The 17,901-nt window shown below is 74.3% G+C and carries 17 protein-coding genes and 1 pseudogene; 13 read left to right on the forward strand and 5 right to left on the reverse strand.

The annotated features are described in order from the left end of the window. On the forward strand, nt 1-793 hold a 793-nt coding region (locus tag VGP36_10120; GenBank protein ID HEV7655067.1), incomplete at its 5' end, for a hypothetical protein. Between the two features lie 6 nt (nt 794-799). Here the strand turns inward: VGP36_10120 and VGP36_10125 are convergent. Continuing rightward, nucleotides 800-1,063: a hypothetical protein gene (locus VGP36_10125; protein ID HEV7655068.1), complete on the reverse strand. Its 264-nt coding sequence runs from the start codon at nt 1,061-1,063 to the stop codon at nt 800-802. Between the two features lie 408 nt (nt 1,064-1,471). On the opposite strand from VGP36_10125, the gene VGP36_10130 reads away from it, so the two are divergent. Genes VGP36_10130 through VGP36_10155 form a run of 6 tightly spaced genes read left to right on the forward strand, consistent with a single transcriptional unit; the run spans nt 1,472 to nt 9,358 of the window. Continuing rightward, nucleotides 1,472-1,729 carry a hypothetical protein gene (locus VGP36_10130; protein HEV7655069.1) on the forward strand — a complete coding sequence of 86 codons (258 nt, stop codon included), beginning with the start codon at nt 1,472-1,474 and terminating at the stop codon, nt 1,727-1,729. Between the two features lie 34 nt (nt 1,730-1,763). Next, on the forward strand, nt 1,764-2,684 hold the full coding sequence (locus VGP36_10135; protein HEV7655070.1) for a hypothetical protein: 921 nt from the start codon (nt 1,764-1,766) through the stop codon (nt 2,682-2,684). Beyond that, the gene (locus VGP36_10140; GenBank protein ID HEV7655071.1) at nt 2,684-5,344 is read left to right on the forward strand and encodes an ATP-binding protein; all 2,661 of its coding nucleotides are present in this window, start codon (nt 2,684-2,686) and stop codon (nt 5,342-5,344) included. Before VGP36_10135 ends, VGP36_10140 begins: the two co-directional genes overlap by 1 nt. Beyond that, complete coding sequence (locus tag VGP36_10145) at nt 5,341-7,536, forward strand: hypothetical protein (protein HEV7655072.1); 2,196 nt, start codon at nt 5,341-5,343, stop codon at nt 7,534-7,536. Before VGP36_10140 ends, VGP36_10145 begins: the two co-directional genes overlap by 4 nt. Further along, nucleotides 7,533-8,210, forward strand: coding sequence for a hypothetical protein (locus tag VGP36_10150; protein ID HEV7655073.1), 678 nt, complete (start codon nt 7,533-7,535; stop codon nt 8,208-8,210). Before VGP36_10145 ends, VGP36_10150 begins: the two co-directional genes overlap by 4 nt. Further along, nucleotides 8,207-9,358, forward strand: coding sequence for a bifunctional lytic transglycosylase/C40 family peptidase (locus VGP36_10155; protein HEV7655074.1), 1,152 nt, complete (start codon nt 8,207-8,209; stop codon nt 9,356-9,358). Before VGP36_10150 ends, VGP36_10155 begins: the two co-directional genes overlap by 4 nt. Before the next feature lie 168 nt (nt 9,359-9,526). On the opposite strand, the gene VGP36_10160 is transcribed toward VGP36_10155, so the two are convergent. Then, the gene (locus VGP36_10160) at nt 9,527-9,724 is read right to left on the reverse strand and encodes a hypothetical protein (protein HEV7655075.1); all 198 of its coding nucleotides are present in this window, start codon (nt 9,722-9,724) and stop codon (nt 9,527-9,529) included. Between the two features lie 268 nt (nt 9,725-9,992). On the opposite strand from VGP36_10160, the gene VGP36_10165 reads away from it, so the two are divergent. Together VGP36_10165 and VGP36_10170 are read left to right on the forward strand one after the other, a co-directional pair. Beyond that, the gene (locus VGP36_10165; GenBank protein ID HEV7655076.1) at nt 9,993-11,375 is read left to right on the forward strand and encodes an MFS transporter; all 1,383 of its coding nucleotides are present in this window, start codon (nt 9,993-9,995) and stop codon (nt 11,373-11,375) included. Nucleotides 11,376-11,527: 152 nt separating this feature from the next. After that, nucleotides 11,528-12,115: a hypothetical protein gene (locus tag VGP36_10170; GenBank protein ID HEV7655077.1), complete on the forward strand. Its 588-nt coding sequence runs from the start codon at nt 11,528-11,530 to the stop codon at nt 12,113-12,115. A gap of 28 nt (nt 12,116-12,143) precedes the next feature. Here the strand turns inward: VGP36_10170 and VGP36_10175 are convergent, their stop codons facing one another. Next, the gene (locus VGP36_10175; GenBank protein HEV7655078.1) at nt 12,144-12,371 is read right to left on the reverse strand and encodes a WhiB family transcriptional regulator; all 228 of its coding nucleotides are present in this window, start codon (nt 12,369-12,371) and stop codon (nt 12,144-12,146) included. 355 nt (nt 12,372-12,726) lie between these two features. Here VGP36_10175 and cofD point away from each other — a divergent pair, with 355 nt between their 5' ends. The 4 genes and pseudogenes from cofD (at nt 12,727) to VGP36_10195 (ending at nt 15,909) form a co-directional block, all read left to right on the forward strand. Further along, nucleotides 12,727-13,683, forward strand: a complete 957-nt coding sequence (gene cofD, locus VGP36_10180; protein HEV7655079.1) for a 2-phospho-L-lactate transferase — start codon at nt 12,727-12,729, stop codon at nt 13,681-13,683. A gap of 85 nt (nt 13,684-13,768) precedes the next feature. After that, nucleotides 13,769-14,503 (forward strand): annotated as a pseudogene (locus VGP36_10185) (coenzyme F420-0:L-glutamate ligase). Nucleotides 14,504-14,611: 108 nt separating this feature from the next. After that, nucleotides 14,612-15,076 (forward strand): NUDIX domain-containing protein, encoded by a 465-nt coding sequence (locus VGP36_10190; protein HEV7655080.1) that lies wholly within the window; start codon nt 14,612-14,614, stop codon nt 15,074-15,076. Further along, nucleotides 15,076-15,909 (forward strand): serine hydrolase domain-containing protein, encoded by an 834-nt coding sequence (locus VGP36_10195; GenBank protein ID HEV7655081.1) that lies wholly within the window; start codon nt 15,076-15,078, stop codon nt 15,907-15,909. The genes VGP36_10190 and VGP36_10195 overlap by 1 nt, the downstream gene beginning before the upstream one ends. Here VGP36_10195 and VGP36_10200 read toward each other — a convergent pair. After that, the gene (locus tag VGP36_10200; GenBank protein ID HEV7655082.1) at nt 15,906-16,829 is read right to left on the reverse strand and encodes a DNA-3-methyladenine glycosylase 2 family protein; all 924 of its coding nucleotides are present in this window, start codon (nt 16,827-16,829) and stop codon (nt 15,906-15,908) included. The genes VGP36_10195 and VGP36_10200 overlap by 4 nt on opposite strands. Then, nucleotides 16,826-17,887 carry an NDP-sugar synthase gene (locus VGP36_10205; GenBank protein ID HEV7655083.1) on the reverse strand — a complete coding sequence of 354 codons (1,062 nt, stop codon included), beginning with the start codon at nt 17,885-17,887 and terminating at the stop codon, nt 16,826-16,828. The genes VGP36_10200 and VGP36_10205 overlap by 4 nt, the downstream gene beginning before the upstream one ends. Nucleotides 17,888-17,901: the final 14 nt, after the last annotated feature.

Below are 17,901 nucleotides of genomic sequence, written 5' to 3' on the forward strand. Positions count from 1 at the left end.
CGTCCAGCAAGGCCCGCCGGTCCAGCAGAGCCCGCCCTTCCAGCAAGGCCCGCCGGTCCAGCAGAGCCCGCCCTTCCAGCAAGGCCCGCCCTTCCAGCAGAGCCCGCCCTTCCAGCAAGGCCCGCCCTTCCAGCAAGACCCGCCGGTCCAGCAAGGGCCGCCGGTCCAGCAAGGCCCGCCGGTCCAGCAAGGCCCGCCGGTCCAGCAAGGGCCGGCGGGTTCGCGGGAGCAGGGGGGGCTGGGTTCGGAGGGGGCGGCGGAGGACGAGTGGGCGGCGCGGTTCGGGCAGTTGGCGGCGCAGTTCGACGATCCGGCGCAGGTCGGCGGTGCCCCTGACGTCGCGACGCCCGAGCGCGGCGCCTCCGTCCGCCCGCCATGGGCGGCCGAGCCGCTCCGCGCGGTCCCGGACCAGCCGAACCAGCCCCAAAGGGGGCCCCGCGACGAGCCGCGGCGCCGCGACGAGCCGTTCGGCCACCCGTACGGGCAGCCGCAACCGCCGCCGGGACCCGGCGCGACCGGCCCCGACCCCGGTGAGTCCCAGCGCGCCGCGTCCCGCCAGGCCGGCACCCGCAGCCGCCGCGGCCGCCCCGAGGACCCCCGCCAGGCTGCCGTCTACGACGCGCTGGCGATCAACGAGCAGGTCCTGGACGAGGTCTGGACCAGCCCGTCGGTGGACGTGCTCAAGGTCGTCTCGAGCATCGTCGTCAACGCCCTCGACGCGTACGAGGACGACCCGGCGGAGTACGCGGACTGGGTCGCCGTCCACCGCACCGGCAACTGCGACTGCCACTGAGAAGGATCAGGCCTCCCGCCGGCGCGGCACCGTGACCCCGTTACGGATCCGCTCGACGCCCGCCGGCCCGGGCCCGGGCGGCACCGAGTCGACCGGCGGGAACGGCTGTCCGGCGTTGTAGCGCTCCTCCAACCGGCGCACCTCGGCCGACAGCACCCGACCCGCCAACTCGCTCAGGTTGTACGCCTCCCCCGGTTGCCGGGACGTCGCCTGAACTGCGGCGCGGGCCCGATCGACCAGCTCCCGGGACAGGTAGAAACTGCGCTGCACCCGATCCGGGCTGGTGCGATTGCGTCGCCGCGGCTCAACCTGGTGCGGATCCCCCGTGTCGGACCCCATCCGGCGTCCACTCCTCCCCCGCTCGGGGCCGGCGCCCGCGACGAGGTCTTCGCTCGGGCACCGTCACCGCACCGGTACCGGTGCGACAACGGCGTACCAGCCGCCAAAAGTAGTATAAGTGCAGCAAAACCCTGGTCCGGGCTTCGCCGTCGTCCCCGGCGTCACGAGCGCGTATTCTCGCCAGTGATACGTGCCGGTCCGGGACGGTACGGCAGTCTCGTGGACACCGTCACTCGGCCGGCGTCATAGGAAAGTCGCATTAGACTTCCTCTCACGAGATCCCAGCACGTGCCGTAGTGTCGTCGCAGCGTCGCGTTACCGCCGAAGGGAGCACTGGGCGTGCAGCATCTAGCCGTCCACGTCCTGGCCGCCGAGCCTACGATCAACACGACCGGCGTAGTGGCGTGGATCGTGAAGTACATCATCCCACTGCTGTTCGCCTTCGCGGCCGTGGTCATCATGTCTCGGGCCCACCAGGGTCGGACCCGCGAAAACGCCGTCGTCGCGGTCAACCTCTTCCTCGGGATCGTTCTCATCGCGGCCGGCGGCGCGCTGTTCGCCTTCGGCCAGCAGTTCGTCGACCTGATCCTCGGCTGATCCCGAGCACCGATCGGCCGGCGGAGGGAGAACGATGGCGCTGACCGTACGCCCGGACGACGAGGTCTATCAGTTCGACACCGTCTGGCTCGGGCCGGACGAGTACACGTTGCCGATCCAGGCGCGGTACGTGGCCTGGGGCACGTGGTTGGCCTGCTTCATGGTCGCCGCGGTGATCCTCATCCCGCTCGGCGGCGGCGGGCCGGCCGGCGTGCTCGGCTCGGTGGTCTGGTCGCTGGGCCTGTCGGTGGTGCTGTCCCGCGCGGTCATGCTGGTCGTCGACCACGAGCGGCCGCTGCGGTCGCTGCCGGCGCTGTTCAACGCGGAGGCGCGGGCGGCGCTGCAGTCCCGCCGCCGCGGGGAGCGGTCGCTGCTGATGCGGGCCGGCAAGATCCACGTCCGCGACACCCCGCCGAAGGTGCTCGCGATGCGGGAGCGGCAGCGCAGCCGGGCCGCGGCGAAGGCGGCCCGGGCCGAGCAGGTGCCGGAGCCGAGCGCCGAGGTCGTGCAGCCGGTGCCGGCGGACGAACCGGCGCGGACTGCGGAGCCGGCCGGCGAGGGGTGGCGCGCGCAGCACCCGCCGGCGTGGAGCATCCACGTCGACGAGCACGACGTGTACGAGCCGGTGCCGGTGCCGGTCGAGGACGCCGTCCGGGAGTTCGTCCGCGCACCGGACCCGGAGCCGGTCCCCGCCCCCGCACCCCCGGTCCCGGTGACCGCGGCGGTGGCCGAGCCGGCCCCGGTACTGGCCGAGCCGGCGCCCGTGCTGGCCGAGCCGGCGCCCGTGCTGGCCGAGCCGGACCGGCGGCCGCCGCATCGGGCCGCGGACGATACCCAGGACCGCCCCGCCCAGGACCGCCGGGCCGCCCGCGCCGCCCGGGACGAGCACGCCGCCCGGGACGAGCACGCCGCCGTCGAGGCGCGCATCCTGCTCCCCGCGAGGAAGGACCGCTGATGGCCCGCCGCGAGGAGCCGCGCCCGGCGCCGCTCGCGCTAGCCCTGCGCGAGATCGCCGGCAACATCACCCTCACCAAGCGCAGTGCGTACGCCTGGTATGTGGTGCCGCCCGCCCGCTGGGCCTGGCGCGCCGACGGCGACCGCCGCGGCATGGTCGACGCCGCCGGCATCGCGTACGCGGGGCTGGCCGGCCGGCGGCTGCGCATCCGCGTCACCAGCCGGCCCTACCCGGTGGCGGCCTGGGCCCGCGGCCTGCACGCCCGCACCCCGTCCCCGCTGCCCGGCACCGAGGACAACACCTGGTCGGACAACCTGCTCGCGCAGCAGCGCTACCTGCGTACGTCGGCGACCGCGGAGAAGGAGGTCTACCTCGGCGTCGAGATCGCGCCCCGGGGCCGCCTGACCGCGATGATGGAAAGCCTGATGGGCAAGACCGGCAACCGCGAGCTGGCCCACCTCGACCGCGACGTCGAGCTGATCAGCGAGATGGTCGCCTCCCCCGGCATCGGCGGCGCCCCGGCCGACCCGCGCCGGATGGAGTGGCTGCTGCACCGCTCGGTCGGCCTCGGCCTGCCCGCGCCCGGCGGCCTGATGTCGCCGCCCGGGCTGTCGGCGGAGTGGGAGACCACCGACCTGCACGCGTTCACCGAGGGGGTCGTGGTTCGCCCGACACCCCTCGGCCGCTGCGTGCAGATGGTCGACCGCCGCCCCGACCACGACCCGCTGACCTCGTACGTCGCGGTGGTCACCCTGGGGCGGATGCCGGAGATGATCATCCCGGACCCGCGCGGGCCCTGGCTGTCGGCGACGGACGCGCTGCCGTTCCCGGTCGAGGTCTCCGCGACCGTCGACATCCTGGCCGGCACGGCGACCCGGACCGGCGTGACCAAGGCCCTGCTGCGCATCCGCGACCAGCAGCGGCAGTACCAGATCCACGACGTCGACGAGCCGGCCTCGCTGACCCGGCAGGCCGACCACGCCCGGCGCATCGAGGACGAGATGAGCCACGGCGACGACCTCGTCTCGACCCGGACCGAGGGCTGGTACCGGCTGGCCGTGGCCGGCCGGACCGAGAACGAGTGCATGGAGCGGGTCCGGGCCGTGCGCGACCTCTACAAGCGCCGGCACATGGACGCGGTGCTGACCAAGGGCCAGGCCAGCCTGGTGCGGGAGTTCGTGCCGGGCGAGCCGGTGGCATCCACCGCGTACCGGCGACGGCTGCCGATGCGGTATTTCGCCGCCGGCCTGCCCCAGGTGAGCACCCGGCTCGGCGACCGCCGCGGGCCGCTGATCGGGATCATCGCGTCGAGTGTCCGGCGCCCGGTGATGTTCGACAGCCACTACTCGACCGAGGTGAAGAAGGCCTCCGGGCTGGTCCCGATCGTGGGCCGGCAGGGCGCGGGCAAGTCCGTGCTGGAGGCCGCGATCTGTTACCAGGCCGCCCGCCGCGGGATCCGTACGGTCATGCTCGACCCGTCCGGGCCGCTCGCCGCCCTCTGCGACATGCCGGAGCTGCGGGAGTTCTCCGAACACATCGACCTGGCCAAGGCCCCGCCCGGCACGCTGTCGCCGTGGGCCGTGGTCCCGGAGCCGCAGCCGGGCCACTTCGACAACCAGGAGCAGTACGACGAGGCGATGGACGAGGCCCGCGCCGAGCGCAAGACGCTGGCCATCGACATCGCCCGGATGCTGCTGCCGGCCCAGATCGACGGCAACCCGCACACCGAGCCGCTGCTGCTGCGGGCGATCCGCGAGGTCGGGGCCGAGCCGACCAGCAACTACTGGGCCGTGACCTGGCGGCTGCGGGAGTACGCGGGGCTGCGCTTCGACGGCACCCCGATGGCCGAGGACGACGAGGGCTACAAGCGGCTGCGGGACGAGGGCGCCGCGATGCACGCCCAGACCCTGGCCGACCTGCTCTCCGACACCGCCGAGACCCGGCAGGGCCGGCTGTTCTTCCCGCCGCTCACCCCGTACGGGCAGGAGCTGGCCGCGCGGCCGCCGCACACCGAGGCCGTCCTCACCGTGATCACGATGAGCGGGCTGGTGCTGCCGAACCCGACGGTCCCGCGCGAGCACTGGTCGTTCACCGAGCGGATGAGCGTCCCCGCCCTGCACCTCGCGTCCTGGTACGCGACCCGCGCCGTCTACGGCCTGCCCCGGCACGTCCGCAAGGTGCTGGCCCTGGACGAGTGCCACTTCCTGGCCATGTGGCCGGTCGGCCGGGCGCTGTTCCAGCGCGTCGGCCGGGACACCCGTAAGTACAACGTCTGCTGTCTGGCCGCGTCCCAGGACCCGTCGGACACGCTGAACATGGACGTCGCCAACCACGTCGCGGCCAGCTTCGTCGGCCGGATCGAGGACGAGCGGGTGGCCGCGGACGCGCTGCGGCTGCTCGGCGTCCCGACCGATGCCGGCTACGAGCACGCGATCGGCACGCTGTCCCAGCCCGGTCCGGACGGGACCCCGCCGGACTACCGGGAGTTCGTCTTCCGGGACGCGGACGGCAACGTGGACCGGTTCGTCGCCGACCTCTCCTACAACGAGGGGCTGCTCGCGGTGGTCAACACCGACGCCCGGCAGCCGGGGGAAGGCGACGCCGACCCCTCGACCGTGGACGACTACGCGGACTTCACCGACGACAAGGTGAACGCGTGAGGATGCTGCGCCCGCTCGACCTGCTGGCCGGCCGGGCGGACCTCCCCGACGCTCCCCCACCCGTCGCCAGAGCAGTGCTCGAGCGGCCCGAGAAGCCCACCCGCCCGCGCTGGGTGCGGCTGACCGCGCGGGTGATCAGCGTGTTCGCGCTGGCCGGGGCGACCCTGTTCGTCGCCCCCGGCACGGCCTCGGCGTTGCCGATCGTCGGCGGCTGCACCACGCCGCCGGCGCCGGAGTCGCCCCAGCAGGGCATCTCCGGCTTCTTCATGAGCAAGCCGGACCCGGTCCCGGCCACCGAGGACCCGTTCGCCGCGAACGCCAAGACCACCCCCTTCGAGCAGTACGGCCTGGCCGGCCTGTCCTGGTACACGTACGACCTCGGCTGCGGCGGTGCCGCCCGCGACCCGTCCGGGTCGATCTCGACCTGGGCCGCCCGGCTGATGTTCATCCCGGCCAAGGCCACGGTCGCGGCGCTGACCGGCGTCTCCGAGGCGGCACTGAACCCGACTTACCTCTCGGCGTTCGACCCGCTGCTGAACAGCCTGGTGAGCAGCTTGCGCAAGGCGATCTACACGCCGCTGTTCCCGCTCGCGGTGATGCTCACCGGCCTGTTGCTGATGGCCCAGGCGACCCGGCAACGGGTCTCCGAGTCGACCACCGCGATCGGCTGGTGCCTGCTGGTGACGGTGATCGCGGCCGCCTTGTTCGCCTGGCCGGTCCGGGCCGGGCACGCCGCCGACACCGTGATCAGCAAGGGCGTCGGCGCGGTCTCCTCCGGCATCACCGGCGAGGGCGGCGACCCCGGCGACCAGGTCGCCAACCTGCTGTACGGGCCGTTCCTCTACCGCATGTGGCTGATGGGCGAGTTCTGCGACCCCGATTCGGTCGGGGCCCAGCAGCACGGCGCGGCGCTGCTGCAGGCCCAGGCGCTGAACTGGCAGGAGTCCGAGCAGGCCCGGACCCAGGGCGCCAAGGTCACCGACGCCAAGCAGAAGACGTTCAGCGACGTGGCCGGGCAGGTCAAGAACGACGACCCGTCGGCGTACGAGTGCGTGGCCGGGCACGGCAGCGCCTCTCTGGAGGCGTCGATCCTGGCCGACGTCGGCGTGCTGCTGATGGCGCCGTTCCTGCTCATCGGCGGGCTCATACTCATCGCCGCGTACCTGGTCGTCCGGTTCGCGGTGATCTTCGCGCCGGCCCTGCTGACCGCGGGCGCGTTCTTCCCGCTGCGCGGCATCGTGGTCGCGGCCGGCCGGGTCGTCGCCGCGGCCGTGATCAACGGCATCCTGTTCACGCTGGCCGTGCTCCTGGTCATCCGGGTGGACTCCGCCATCCTCGACCCGTCCACGGCCCTGCCGTCCTGGCTGCGCCTCGTGCTGGTCGGCGTGATCACCGTCGTGATGTGGTACCTGACCAGGCCGTTCCGGAAGCTCACCACGATGGTGACGACCGGCCGGCTGGCCTGGGCGATGGGCGACCGGTCCTACTACGAGCGCGGCGGCGGCTTCTTCGGCCGGCGGCGCGGGCTGGACGCGGCGATCATCGAGGACGACGGCACCGCCGCCGTGCTGTCCCGGGAGGAGTCCCGCGGGCCGGCCGGCGTCCTGCGGCGGGTGTCCGCCGGCGCCGTGGCGTCCCGGCCACCGGCGGCGATCTCCGTTCCCTCGACCCGGCTGGACGGGCCGGCCCCGGTCGGCGCGGCCGCGACCGGAGCAGCGGTCTCCGCCGGCGGGAGTTCCCTGTCCGGCGGCGGCGGATCCGGCGGCGGCTCGTCCGGCAGTGGTGTGTCCGGCGGCAGCCCGAGCCGGGGACCGGCCCCGGCCGGGGCGACCCGGGCCGGCGGCGGCAGCGGCAGTGGCCGGCAACCCCGGCCGACCAGCCCGGCCGCGCGCGGCCCGGGAACAGCGGCTTCGGGTGCAGCGCCGGGCGCGGCGTCGAGCCCGGCCGAGAGCGTGCCGGTGCACTCGCCACCGCCGCCCGCCCCACGTCGCCGGCCCACCCCGAGCCCGGTCCGCGTGAGCAACCGGCGGCTGGACGAGGGCCTGTTCGACGCGGGCGCGCCCGGCCGCCCGTCCCCCGAGGACGACTCCCGCGGCTACCTGCGCCCGGTCCGGGTCGAGGTCGCCGACGACGAGCTCTACCGCCTCTTCGACCCGGCGAGATCGCCTCGCAGCGGGAGCGGCCGACCGTGATCCGGCTGCTGCGGCTGGTGTCCTGGCTGGTCCACTGGGGCACCCGGACACCGCGCCGGGTGATCGGCCTGCTCGCGGTCCCGGTGCTGGTCGGCATCGCGCTCGCGGCCGGCCCGATGCGGGACCGGCCGCAGACGACCCCGGACGTGCTCGCGACTGGCCCGACCACGGCCGCGCCGACGCCGACCGGCCCGGTCCCGACCGTGCTGCCCGGCACCACCGGACCGCCCACGCACGTCCGGCCGGTGCCGGTGTACGGGCTGAGCGCGGAGCAGAAGGCGGCCGCCGTCGGGTACGTCGTCGCGGCCAACACCCACGACGCCCGGCCCGGCGGCGACAAGGCCTTCACCGACTCCTACGCCCGCACCCGGCCGTACGTGACCGACGCGGTCTACCGGTCGGTCACCGCCGACTCCCGCCGCGGCGACTACGAGTGGTCCCAATGGCTGGCCGGCAAGGCGATCGTCAAGGTCGACGTGCTCGCCGCCGGCGTCCCGGACGGGGCCCCGGCGCCCACCGCCACCACCGCGTACGCGCGGGTGGCGTTCCGTCAGATCGTGACCCCGACCGCCGGCGCGGGAGGTCCCACCATGACCACCGGAGCGCTCAACCTGCTGCTGAGCCGTGGCAGCGACGGCCGCTGGCTCGTCTCCCGCCTGCTGGCGGACGTGTGAGCGCGCCCAGCCGGGTCGACACCCGGCCGGAGTCCGGCGCCACCCGCGCGCCCGGCGGCCCGCCCGGGGGCGGCGGCAACCGCAGGACGCTGGCGCTGATCCTCAGCGCGCCGGTCGTGATCCCGATCGCGCTCATGCTGGTGGCCGCGTTCCTGATCAGCGGGCTGGCCGGCGGCGGCAGCGTCACCTCCAACGACGTGCCCGCGACCGGGGTCGTCGGCGGCACGCTCAAGGGCGGCGTCCCGGTGCCGCAGGAGGTGCTGGCGCTGATCGAGCCGTCGGTGGCGGCGACCGGCAACCCGTTCCTGACCGAGAGCGTGCTGGCGGCGCAGCTCTACCAGGAGTCCCACTTCAGCCCCGACGCCGTCTCCCCGGTCGGGGCCCAGGGCATCGCCCAGTTCATGCCGGCGACCTGGGCCAGCTGGGGCAAGGACGAGAACTCCGACGGCAAGGCCGACCCGTTCGACATCCAGGACGCGATCCCGGCCGCGGCGCGGTTCGACGCGGCGATCTCCGACCAGGTCGCGGCGGTGCCGGGTGACCGGGTCGCGAACATGCTGGCCGCGTACAACGCCGGGCCCGGGGCGGTGCTGCAGTACCAGGGCGTCCCGCCGTACGCGGAGACCCAGGCGTACGTGCAGGCGATCATGGACCTGGCCTCGGAGTGGTCGGTCACGCCCGGGCTGGTCGGCGGCGGCGTCGGGCCGATCCCGGCGCCGGAGCCGGGCGAGGTGCAGCTGACCGGCAACGCGATCATCGACACCGCGATGTCGTGGGCGGTCGCGCAGATCGGCTCCTGGTACCAGTGGGGCGGGACCTGCAAGGACCCGTTCGGTTCGGTGATGGGGCGCTGCGACTGCTCCTCGCTCATGCAGCAGGCGTACGCGCACGCCGGGGTCTCGCTGCCCCGGGTGGCGCGCGACCAGCAACACGCCGGCGTCGAGGTGCCCAACCCGGCCGACATCCAGCCCGGCGACCTCATCACGATCCCCGGTGCCGACGGGACACCGACGATCGCCGGTCACGTGGGCATGTACATAGGCCACGGCAACGTGGTGGAGGCGCCGTTCACCGGCGTCCAGGTACGGATCGTGCCGGCCCGCACCTACACCGACATCATCTCGATCCGCCGCATCGTCACCGGCTGACGCTCGTCCCGGCCCGCGCCGAGACGGGCGCCCTGCGCCCGATGCGCCGAGACGGGGCGCCCTGCGCCCGATGCGCCGAGACGGGACGCCCTGCGCCCGATCCACCCCTGCGGGCGGACGAGCCGGCCGGCCGCTCGGCTGACAGCGCCGGGCCCGCCGCGCCGCGCGCTACTCGGTGGTGCTGTCGCGGGGGAGGTTGGCGGCGACGCCGGTGGCCCGGACCGGCGGCACCGCCGAGCGCCGGCTCGCGAGCCAGCCGAGCAGCACCCCGATCGCGACGACCAGCGCGCCGCCGACGCCGAGCTGCCCGCCGCGACTCTCCCTGGTCGCCTTCACCGCGTCCCGCACCGAGCTGCCCAGCCCCATGATTCCTCCCTCGACACCGAGTCCGACAAGAGTTACTACCCACTACCTCCGGCACCTTCACTTAGTTTCCGCTTCGTTTCTTCGCATTGTCCGTGGGTATTTAGCCAGGCTAAGAAGCGCGTTTGTCGCTCCGACGCGCGAATGCAAAGCTTTCCCAAAGCAAGGAGGAACAGCGGTGGCTCTCTCATCGGCCTCCGACCAACGCGTGGTCCGGAGCCTGATCCCGGCACGCATCGACCGGCTCTCGTGGGCGCCGTTCCACACCCGTATGGTCCTCGCCCTCGGCGTGGCCTGGGTGCTCGACGGCCTCGAGATCACGATCGTCAGTGCCCTCGGCCCGATCCTGTCGGACAAGGACACGCTCGGCATGAGCTCCGGCGCGGTCGGCCTCATCGCGACGGTCTACCTGCTCGGTGAGGTCTTCGGGGCCCTGTTCTTCGGCAAGCTCTCCGACATGCTCGGCCGCAAGAACCTGTTCATCATCACCCTCGGCGTCTACCTCGCCGGCAACGCCCTGACCGCGGCGACCTGGGGCAACAGCGCGCTCGCCATCTCGTTCCTCTACCTGACCCGGTTCGTCGCCGGCGCCGGGATCGGCGGCGAGTACGCGGCGATCAACTCGGCGATCGACGAGATGATGCCGGCCCGCTACCGCGGCCGCGTCGACATCGCGATCAACGGGACGTACTGGGGCGGCGCGATCCTCGGCACGCTGCTGCAGCTGCTGCTGCTCAACACGCTCGACCACGGCCTGGCCTGGCGCCTCGGCTTCCTGGCCGGCCCGGTGATCGGCATCGGCGTGTGGAACCTGCGGCGGCACCTGCCGGAGAGCCCGCGCTGGCTGGTCATCCACGGTCGCGAGGAGGAGGCCGAGGAGAGCATCCGGATCATCGAGGACGAGGTCCGCAGGTCCGGCCAGGAGATCCAGGACGTGCCGGACGACAAGGCGATCGAGATCCACCCGCAGCCGCCGGTGCGTTTCCTGCACCTGGCCAAGGTGCTGTTCCAGTCGCACCGCAACCGGACGATCCTCGGCGCCAGCCTGATGATCACCCAGTCGTTCCTCTACAACGCGATCTTCTTCACCTACACCCTGGTGCTGACCAAGGTGTACGGGATCAGCGAGTCGTGGGCGCCGGCGTTCCTCATCGCGTTCGCGGCCGGCAACCTGATCGGCCCGCTGACGCTGGGCAAGCTGTTCGACACGATCGGGCGGCGCAAGATGATCGCCGGGACGTACCTGCTCTCCGGGGTGCTGCTGGCGATCTCGGCGGCGCTGTTCCAGGCCGGCCTGCTCAACGCGTACACGCAGACGGCGTGCTGGGTCGTGATCTTCTTCTTCGCCTCCTGCGGGGCGAGCGCGGCGTACCTGACCGTGAGCGAGATCTTCCCGATGGAGATCCGGGCCCAGGCGATCGCGCTGTTCTTCGCGATCGCGCAGTGCTTCGGCGCGATCGGCCCGTGGTTCTACGGCCACCTCATCGGGGACGGCACCAACCACGGAATGCTGACGATCGGCTATCTCATCGGGGCGGCGGTGATGATCGCCGGCGGCCTGGTCGAGACGTTCCTCGGCATCGACGCCGAGGGGAAGTCGCTGGAAGAGGTGGCGACCCCGCTCTCGGCGGCACCCCAACGCCTGGCGGCATAGCGACCACGGAGGGCCCGGCGCCCGACCGGCCGCGTACGGCGGTCCGGTCGGGCGCCCGCCAGGACGCGCCCCCTGAGCGTCTGGGCGTCGTCGGCGCCGCCAGATGGTCATGAGACGCGCCCGCTCGTACCCCGATCGGGTTATGGTCAGGCGTGGGCGGTCCGGAGTGGTACCTGACGGTGCCCTCCGGCTGGCGCCCGCTGCCGGCCGCCGGAGCGGGCCGCCTGGTCGACCGCCGGGTCGTGCTGGCCGAGCCCCCCGGCGCCTTCCGGTACGACGTGCGCGCGGTCGGCGAGCCGTACGCGGCCGAGGACGGCGAGGTCTACGTCGACGTGGTCAGCGAGCACGACTGGTACCGCTCGCGCATCCGCAAGGAACCGGTCCGGACCTCGCCGTACCGGCTGGACCGAGTCTGGGTCGAGCAGGGCGAGCACCTGACCGCGCCGCCGCCGGACGGGCCGCCGAGCGGCGTCTTCGAGCGGCTGGTCACCCCGGACGTGCCGCCCGAACGGCCGCCGCGGCGGGCCGGCGACGTGCCGGACCTGGCCGGGCGGCGGGTCGTCGTGGTCCAGCCGGGCGGCCCGGTGCGGCACCGGCGCGCGGTCAGCGAGCCGTACCTGGACGCCGACGGGGACGTGGCCGTCACCATCTGCTCCGAGCACGACTGGTACCGCTGGGTCATCACCCGGGAACCGCCGCGGGCGGAACCCTGCCCGCTCTACCTGGTCTGGGTCGAGTAGCGGCGCCGGGGACGCCGCTACCACCGACTCAGACCGCGCTGCGCTTGAGGCGGCGGCGTTCCCGCTCCGACAGACCGCCCCAGATACCGAAGCGCTCGTCGTGCTCCAACGCGTACTCCAGGCACTCGGACCGGACCTCGCACGTCGTGCAGATCCGTTTCGCCTCGCGGGTCGAGCCACCCTTCTCCGGGAAGAACGCCTCCGGATCGGTCTGCGCGCACAGGGCGCGCTCCTGCCATCCCGGGTCTTCGGGCATCCCGAAGGCATCCAGGAACTCGGCCCCCTCGTCGTATATGGGCTCGCTCATCGGGGCCTCTTCCTCACCACTCGACCCACCCCCCGTGTCGGTGTCTCCCCGCTGGTCCGGGGAATCACACCGGTGTAAGTACACCCGTGTCGCTACCGGACCGTCAAGCTGGGATCTGCTACACGATCATGTTCGGTTGTATCCGTCCCCGATCACCCGGCGTGTCGGCCGGACACGCCGTTCGGGTGATGGCACCGGCTTCCAGCCCCGGTCGCGCCGCGGCGGCACACTCTGCCGCACCGGCCCGCCCGGCCCGTTCCGGGGGTGCCGGTCGGCCCGGGCGCCGCGGTGGCAAGATGGCTTGGTGCGGCTGGTGGTTGTGGCGGGCGGGATCGGCGGGGCCCGGTTCCTGCGCGGGGTGCGCGCGGCGGTGCCGGATGCGGAGATCACCGCGCTGGTCAACACCGGCGACGACGTCACCCTGCACGGGCTGCGGATCTGCCCCGACCTCGACACGGTGATGTACACCCTCGGCGGCGGCATCGACCCGGTCCGCGGCTGGGGCCGGGAGGGCGAGAGCTGGCGGGTCAAGGACGAGCTGGCCGCGTACGGCGCGGATCCGGCCTGGTTCGGGCTCGGCGACCTCGACCTGGCCACCCACCTGGTGCGGACCCGGATGCTGGACGCCGGCTACCCGCTGTCCGCGGTCACCGAGGCGCTCTGCGACCGCTGGCAGCCCGGCGTCCGGCTGCTGCCGATGAGCGACGACCGGGTCGAGACGCACGTGCTGGTCGACAACCCCGACGGCCCGGGCCGGCACGCGATCCACTTCCAGGAGTGGTGGGTGCGCCATCGCGCCGCGCTCCCCGCGTACGGGTTCGTGCAGGTCGGCGTCGACGGGGCCAAGCCCGCGCCCGGCGTGCTGGACGCGCTCGCGGCCGCGGACGTGGTCCTGTTCGCGCCGAGCAACCCGGTCGTCAGCGTCGGCACCGTGCTCGCCATCCCCGGCATCCGGGACGCGGTCCGCGCCGCCCCCGGGCAGGTGGTGGGGTTGTCGCCGATCGTCGGCGGGGCGCCGGTGCGGGGCATGGCCGACGCCTGCCTGACGGCGATCGGGGTCGCGACCTCGGCCGAGGCGGTCGGGCGCTGGTACGGCTCGCGGTCCTGGGCCGACGGCGTGCTGGACGGCTGGCTGGTGGACTCGGCCGACGCTGGCGCGACCGTGCCGGGCGTCCGGGTGCAGGCCGTGCCGCTGCTGATGACCGACGAATCCGCGACCGCCGAGATGGCGCGCGCAGCCCTGGCCCTCGCCGGTGTCTGATCCTCCCGGCCCGGATTCCACGCCCACCGCCGGGGCTTCGCCGGCCGCCGGGACCGGGGCGGCGGCGGCCGGCACGGGTGGCGAGCTCCGGGTGATTCCGGTCCGTGGCCTCCCCGATTTCCGGCCGGGGGACGACCTGGGCAAGGCGGTCGCGGCCGCCGCGCCCTGGCTGGGAAGCGGCGACGTCGTCGTGGTCACGTCCAAGGCGGTGTCCAAAGTGGAGGGCCGGCTGGTCGCCGCGCCCACCGACCCGGCCGGGCGGGAAGCCGCCCGGCAGCGGGCGATCGACGGCGAGACCGTCCGGGTCGTCGCCGCCCGCGGCCGCACGAAGATCGTGGAGACCCGGCAGGGCCTGGTCCTCGCCGCCGCCGGCGTCGACGCCAGCAACGTCCGGCCGGGCGAGCTGGCCCTGCTGCCGCTGGATTCCGACGCCTCGGCCCGGGCCCTGCGCGAGACGCTGCGGGCCGAGCTCGGCGTGGACGTCGCGGTCGTGGTCAGCGACACGATGGGCCGGCCCTGGCGGACCGGGGTGGTCGACGTCGCGATCGGCGCGGCCGGGATCCGGGCCGTCGAGGACCTGCGCGGCAGCACCGACACGCACGGGATGCGGCTGGAGATGACCGAGGTCGCGGTCGCCGACGAGCTCGCCGCCGCGGCCGAGCTGGCCAAGGGCAAGCTGACCGCGGTCCCGGTGGCCGTCGTGCGTGGACTGTCGCCTGTGGACGATCCCCGCGGCGCCCGGGCGCTGCTGCGGCCCTCGGCCGACGACCTGTTCCGGCTGGGCACTAACGAGGCCGTCGAGCAGGGCCGGCGGGAGGCACTGTCCGAAGTGGACGAACCGGCCCCGGCCGCGCACGCCGACGCGGTCGCGCTGCTGTCGGGCTGGCGCGACCCGGACGACAGCCAGCAGTCGCTGGCCCAGGCCCTGGTGTCCTACCTGCTGGCCCGGCCGGACGCGACCCGCCGGGCCTGCCGCCCCGGCCACCTGACCGCCAGCGCGCTGGTGCTGGACGCCACCGGCGAGCACGCGCTGCTCACCCTGCACCCGCGGGTCGGCGCCTGGGTCGTGGTCGGCGGCCACATCGAGCCGGAGGACGACACCGTGCTGGCCACCGCCACCCGGGAGGCGTACGAGGAGAGCGGGATGCCCGGGCTGCGGCTGGACCCGGTCCCGATCTACCTGGGGGCGCACCCGGTGACCTGCTCGCTCGGCATCCCGACCCGGCACCTGGACGTGACGTTCCTGGCCGTCGCGCCGCCGGGCGCGCAGCCGGTCCGCAGCGACGAGTCTCTCGACCTGGCCTGGTTCCCGGTCGGCGCGCTGCCGGAGAACGTCGTGCCCGACCTGCCGCCGCTGCTGGCCCGCGGCCTGGCCCGGATGGGCGGCTCCTGATGGGCGTCCTGGACCCGATCGGGAGCTGGCCGGTCGGCAGCGCCGCGGCCGCCGTGGTCGCCGCCGACGGCACCGTCCTGGAGTCGTACGGGGACCAGGACGAGGCCTATCCGCTGGCCAGCGTGACCAAGCCGCTGGTGGCGCTGGCGGTGCTGGTCGCGGCCGAGGAGGGCGCGCTCGGCCTGGACGACCCGGCCGGCCCCGAGGGCTCGACCGTCCGGCACCTGCTCGCGCACGCCTCCGGGCTCGCACCGGACAAGAACATCGCGATCGCCAAGCCCGGCACCCGCCGGATCTACTCCAACGTCGGCTTCGACGCGCTCGGCAACCACCTGACCGCGGTCACCGGCATCTCGTGTGCCGAGTACCTGCGCCAGGCCGTCTGCGAGCCGCTGGGGCTCGGCACGACCGCGCTGGTGGGGCCGCCGCACCGGGGCGGCGTGGCCAGCGTGGGCGACCTGGCCCGGGTCGCGGCCGAGCTGCTCGCGCCCGGGACCGTGGTGCACCCGACCACCGTCGCGGCGCTGGCCACCGTCCAGTTCCAGGGCCTGTCCGGGGTGGTGCCGGGCTTCGGCCGGCAGGCCACCAACGACTGGGGTCTCGGCTTCGAGATCCGGGACTCGAAGAGTCCACATTGGACCGGCGCGGCCAACTCCCCCGCCACGTACGGGCATTTCGGCCGGTCCGGCACGTTCCTCTGGGTCGACCCGGTCGCCCGGCTCGGGCTGGTCGTGCTCACCGACACCGAGTTCGAGCAGTGGGCCAAGGACGCCTGGCCGCCCCTGGCCGACGCGGTCCTGGCGGCCTACCGGGACGACGCCGGGCCGCGCTAGAACGAGCGCATGTCGGTCGGGGAGAAACGCGGCCCGTAGCGCGGCTTGCCGACCCCGGACAGCTCGATCAGCCGGACCACCCGGTGCCGGTGCGGCGCGTACTCGGCCAGCAGCGCCAGCATCCCGTCGTCGTCGACCCGCCGCCCGATGAGGAAGTGCCCGACCAGGCCGGGGATGTGGAAGTCGCCGACCGAGACCGCGTCGGCGTCGCCGAGGGCCCGCTGGGCCGTCTCCGCGGCCGTCCAGACCCCGATGCCCGGCACCACCCGCAGCCGCGCCAGCGCCTGGGCCGGCGACAGCGAGCAGCACTCCTCCAGCCGGGCCGCCACCGTCGCCGCGGCCCGGATCGCCCGCTGCCGCCTGCCGTCCACCCCGGCCCGGTGCCAGTCCCAGGTCGGCACGGTCAGCAGCACGGCCGGCGGCGGCGGCACCCGCAGCCCGGCCGGCGCCGGCCCCGGGGCGGCGCCGCCGTACCGCTGGAGCAGGAACGACCAGGCCTGGTGGGCCTGCGTGCCGGTGACCTTCTGCTCCAGGATCGCCGGGATCATCGAGTCCAGCACCAGCCCGGTCCGCGGCACCCGGATCCCCGGGTGCCGGCGGTGCACGTCGGTCAGCACCGGGTGCCGGGGGTCGAAGCCGTCCAGCGAGTCCCGGGCGCCGAGCAGGTCCGGCACCGACTCGACGGTCCAGGCCGCCCCGGGGCCCCAGGCCGTCGCCTCGACCTCGTCCCGGCCGACCTGCCGCAGCGCCAGCGTCGCCGGACCGGCAGGGGTCAGAGCGGCCCGCCAGAACACCCCGTCCAGCACCCGGTGGGCCCGGTCGCTGCGGCCGCGCAGCAGCGGGCGCAGGGTGCCGCGCACGTCGACCGGCCGGCCCGCCCGCCAGACGGTGGACGCGGTGTCCAGGGCGGCCGCGGTCATGCGTCGGAGGAGAACCGTACGGCGGTGTCCCAGAGCCGCACGCCCGGCCAGACCCGGGCCCCGGCCCGCAGCTCGTTGCGGGCGCCGAGCACGACACCGTCGCCGAGGACCGCGTCCTCGACCACGCAGCCGGGCCCGACCTGGACCCCGCGGCCGAGCACCGAGCGCACCACGGTCGCGTCCTCGGCCACCCGGGCGCCGTCGAAGAGCACGGCCGCGTCCAGCTTCGCCCCGGCGCCGACCACGCAGCCGGCCCCGACGGTCGACCCGCCGGTCAGCCGCGCGTCCGCGGCGACGGTCGCGCCGGACAGGACCAGCGCGTCCCCGGGCCGGCCCGGCAGGGCCTCGGTCGGCGCCACCCCCAGCACGAGATCCGCGCTGCCCCGCACGAACGTCGCCGGCGTCCCCAGGTCCAGCCAGTACGTCGAGTCGACGTAGCCGAGCACGACCGCGCCCGCGGCCAGCAGCCCCGGGAACGTCTCCCGCTCGACCGAGACCGGCCGCCCGGCCGGGATCGTCTCCAGCACCGAGCGGCGGAAGACGTAGCAGCCGGCGTTGACCTGGTCGGTGACCGGGTCGGGCGACTTCTCCAGGAACGCCTGCACCCGGCCGTCCGCGTCGGTCGGCACCGAGCCGAACGCGCGCGGGTCCTCGACCCGGGTCAGGTGCAGGGTCACGTCGGCGTTGCCGGCCCGGTGGGTCTCGATCAGCTTGGGCAGGTCGACCCCGGACAGCACGTCGCCGTTGAAGACGAGGACGTCCTCGGACCGGATCCGGTCCAGCACGTTGCGGATCCCGCCACCGGTGCCGAGCGGCGTCTCCTCGGTCACGTACTCCAGCTCCAGCCCGAGGTCGGCCCCGGTGCCGAAGTGGGCCGCGAACACCTCGGCCTGGTACGACGTGGACAGCACCACCCGGCGTACTCCGGCCGCCTTGACCCGGCTGAACAGGTGGCTGAGGAACGGCACCCCGGCCGTCGGCAGCATCGGCTTGGGTGTGCTCAGCGTCAACGGGCGCAGGCGGGTGCCCATGCCTCCGACCAGCACTATCGCGTCGATGACCCCTCCCGAAG

This window comes from Mycobacteriales bacterium, from assembly GCA_035995165.1.
Classification (GTDB): Bacteria; Actinomycetota; Actinomycetes; order Mycobacteriales; family CADCTP01; genus CADCTP01.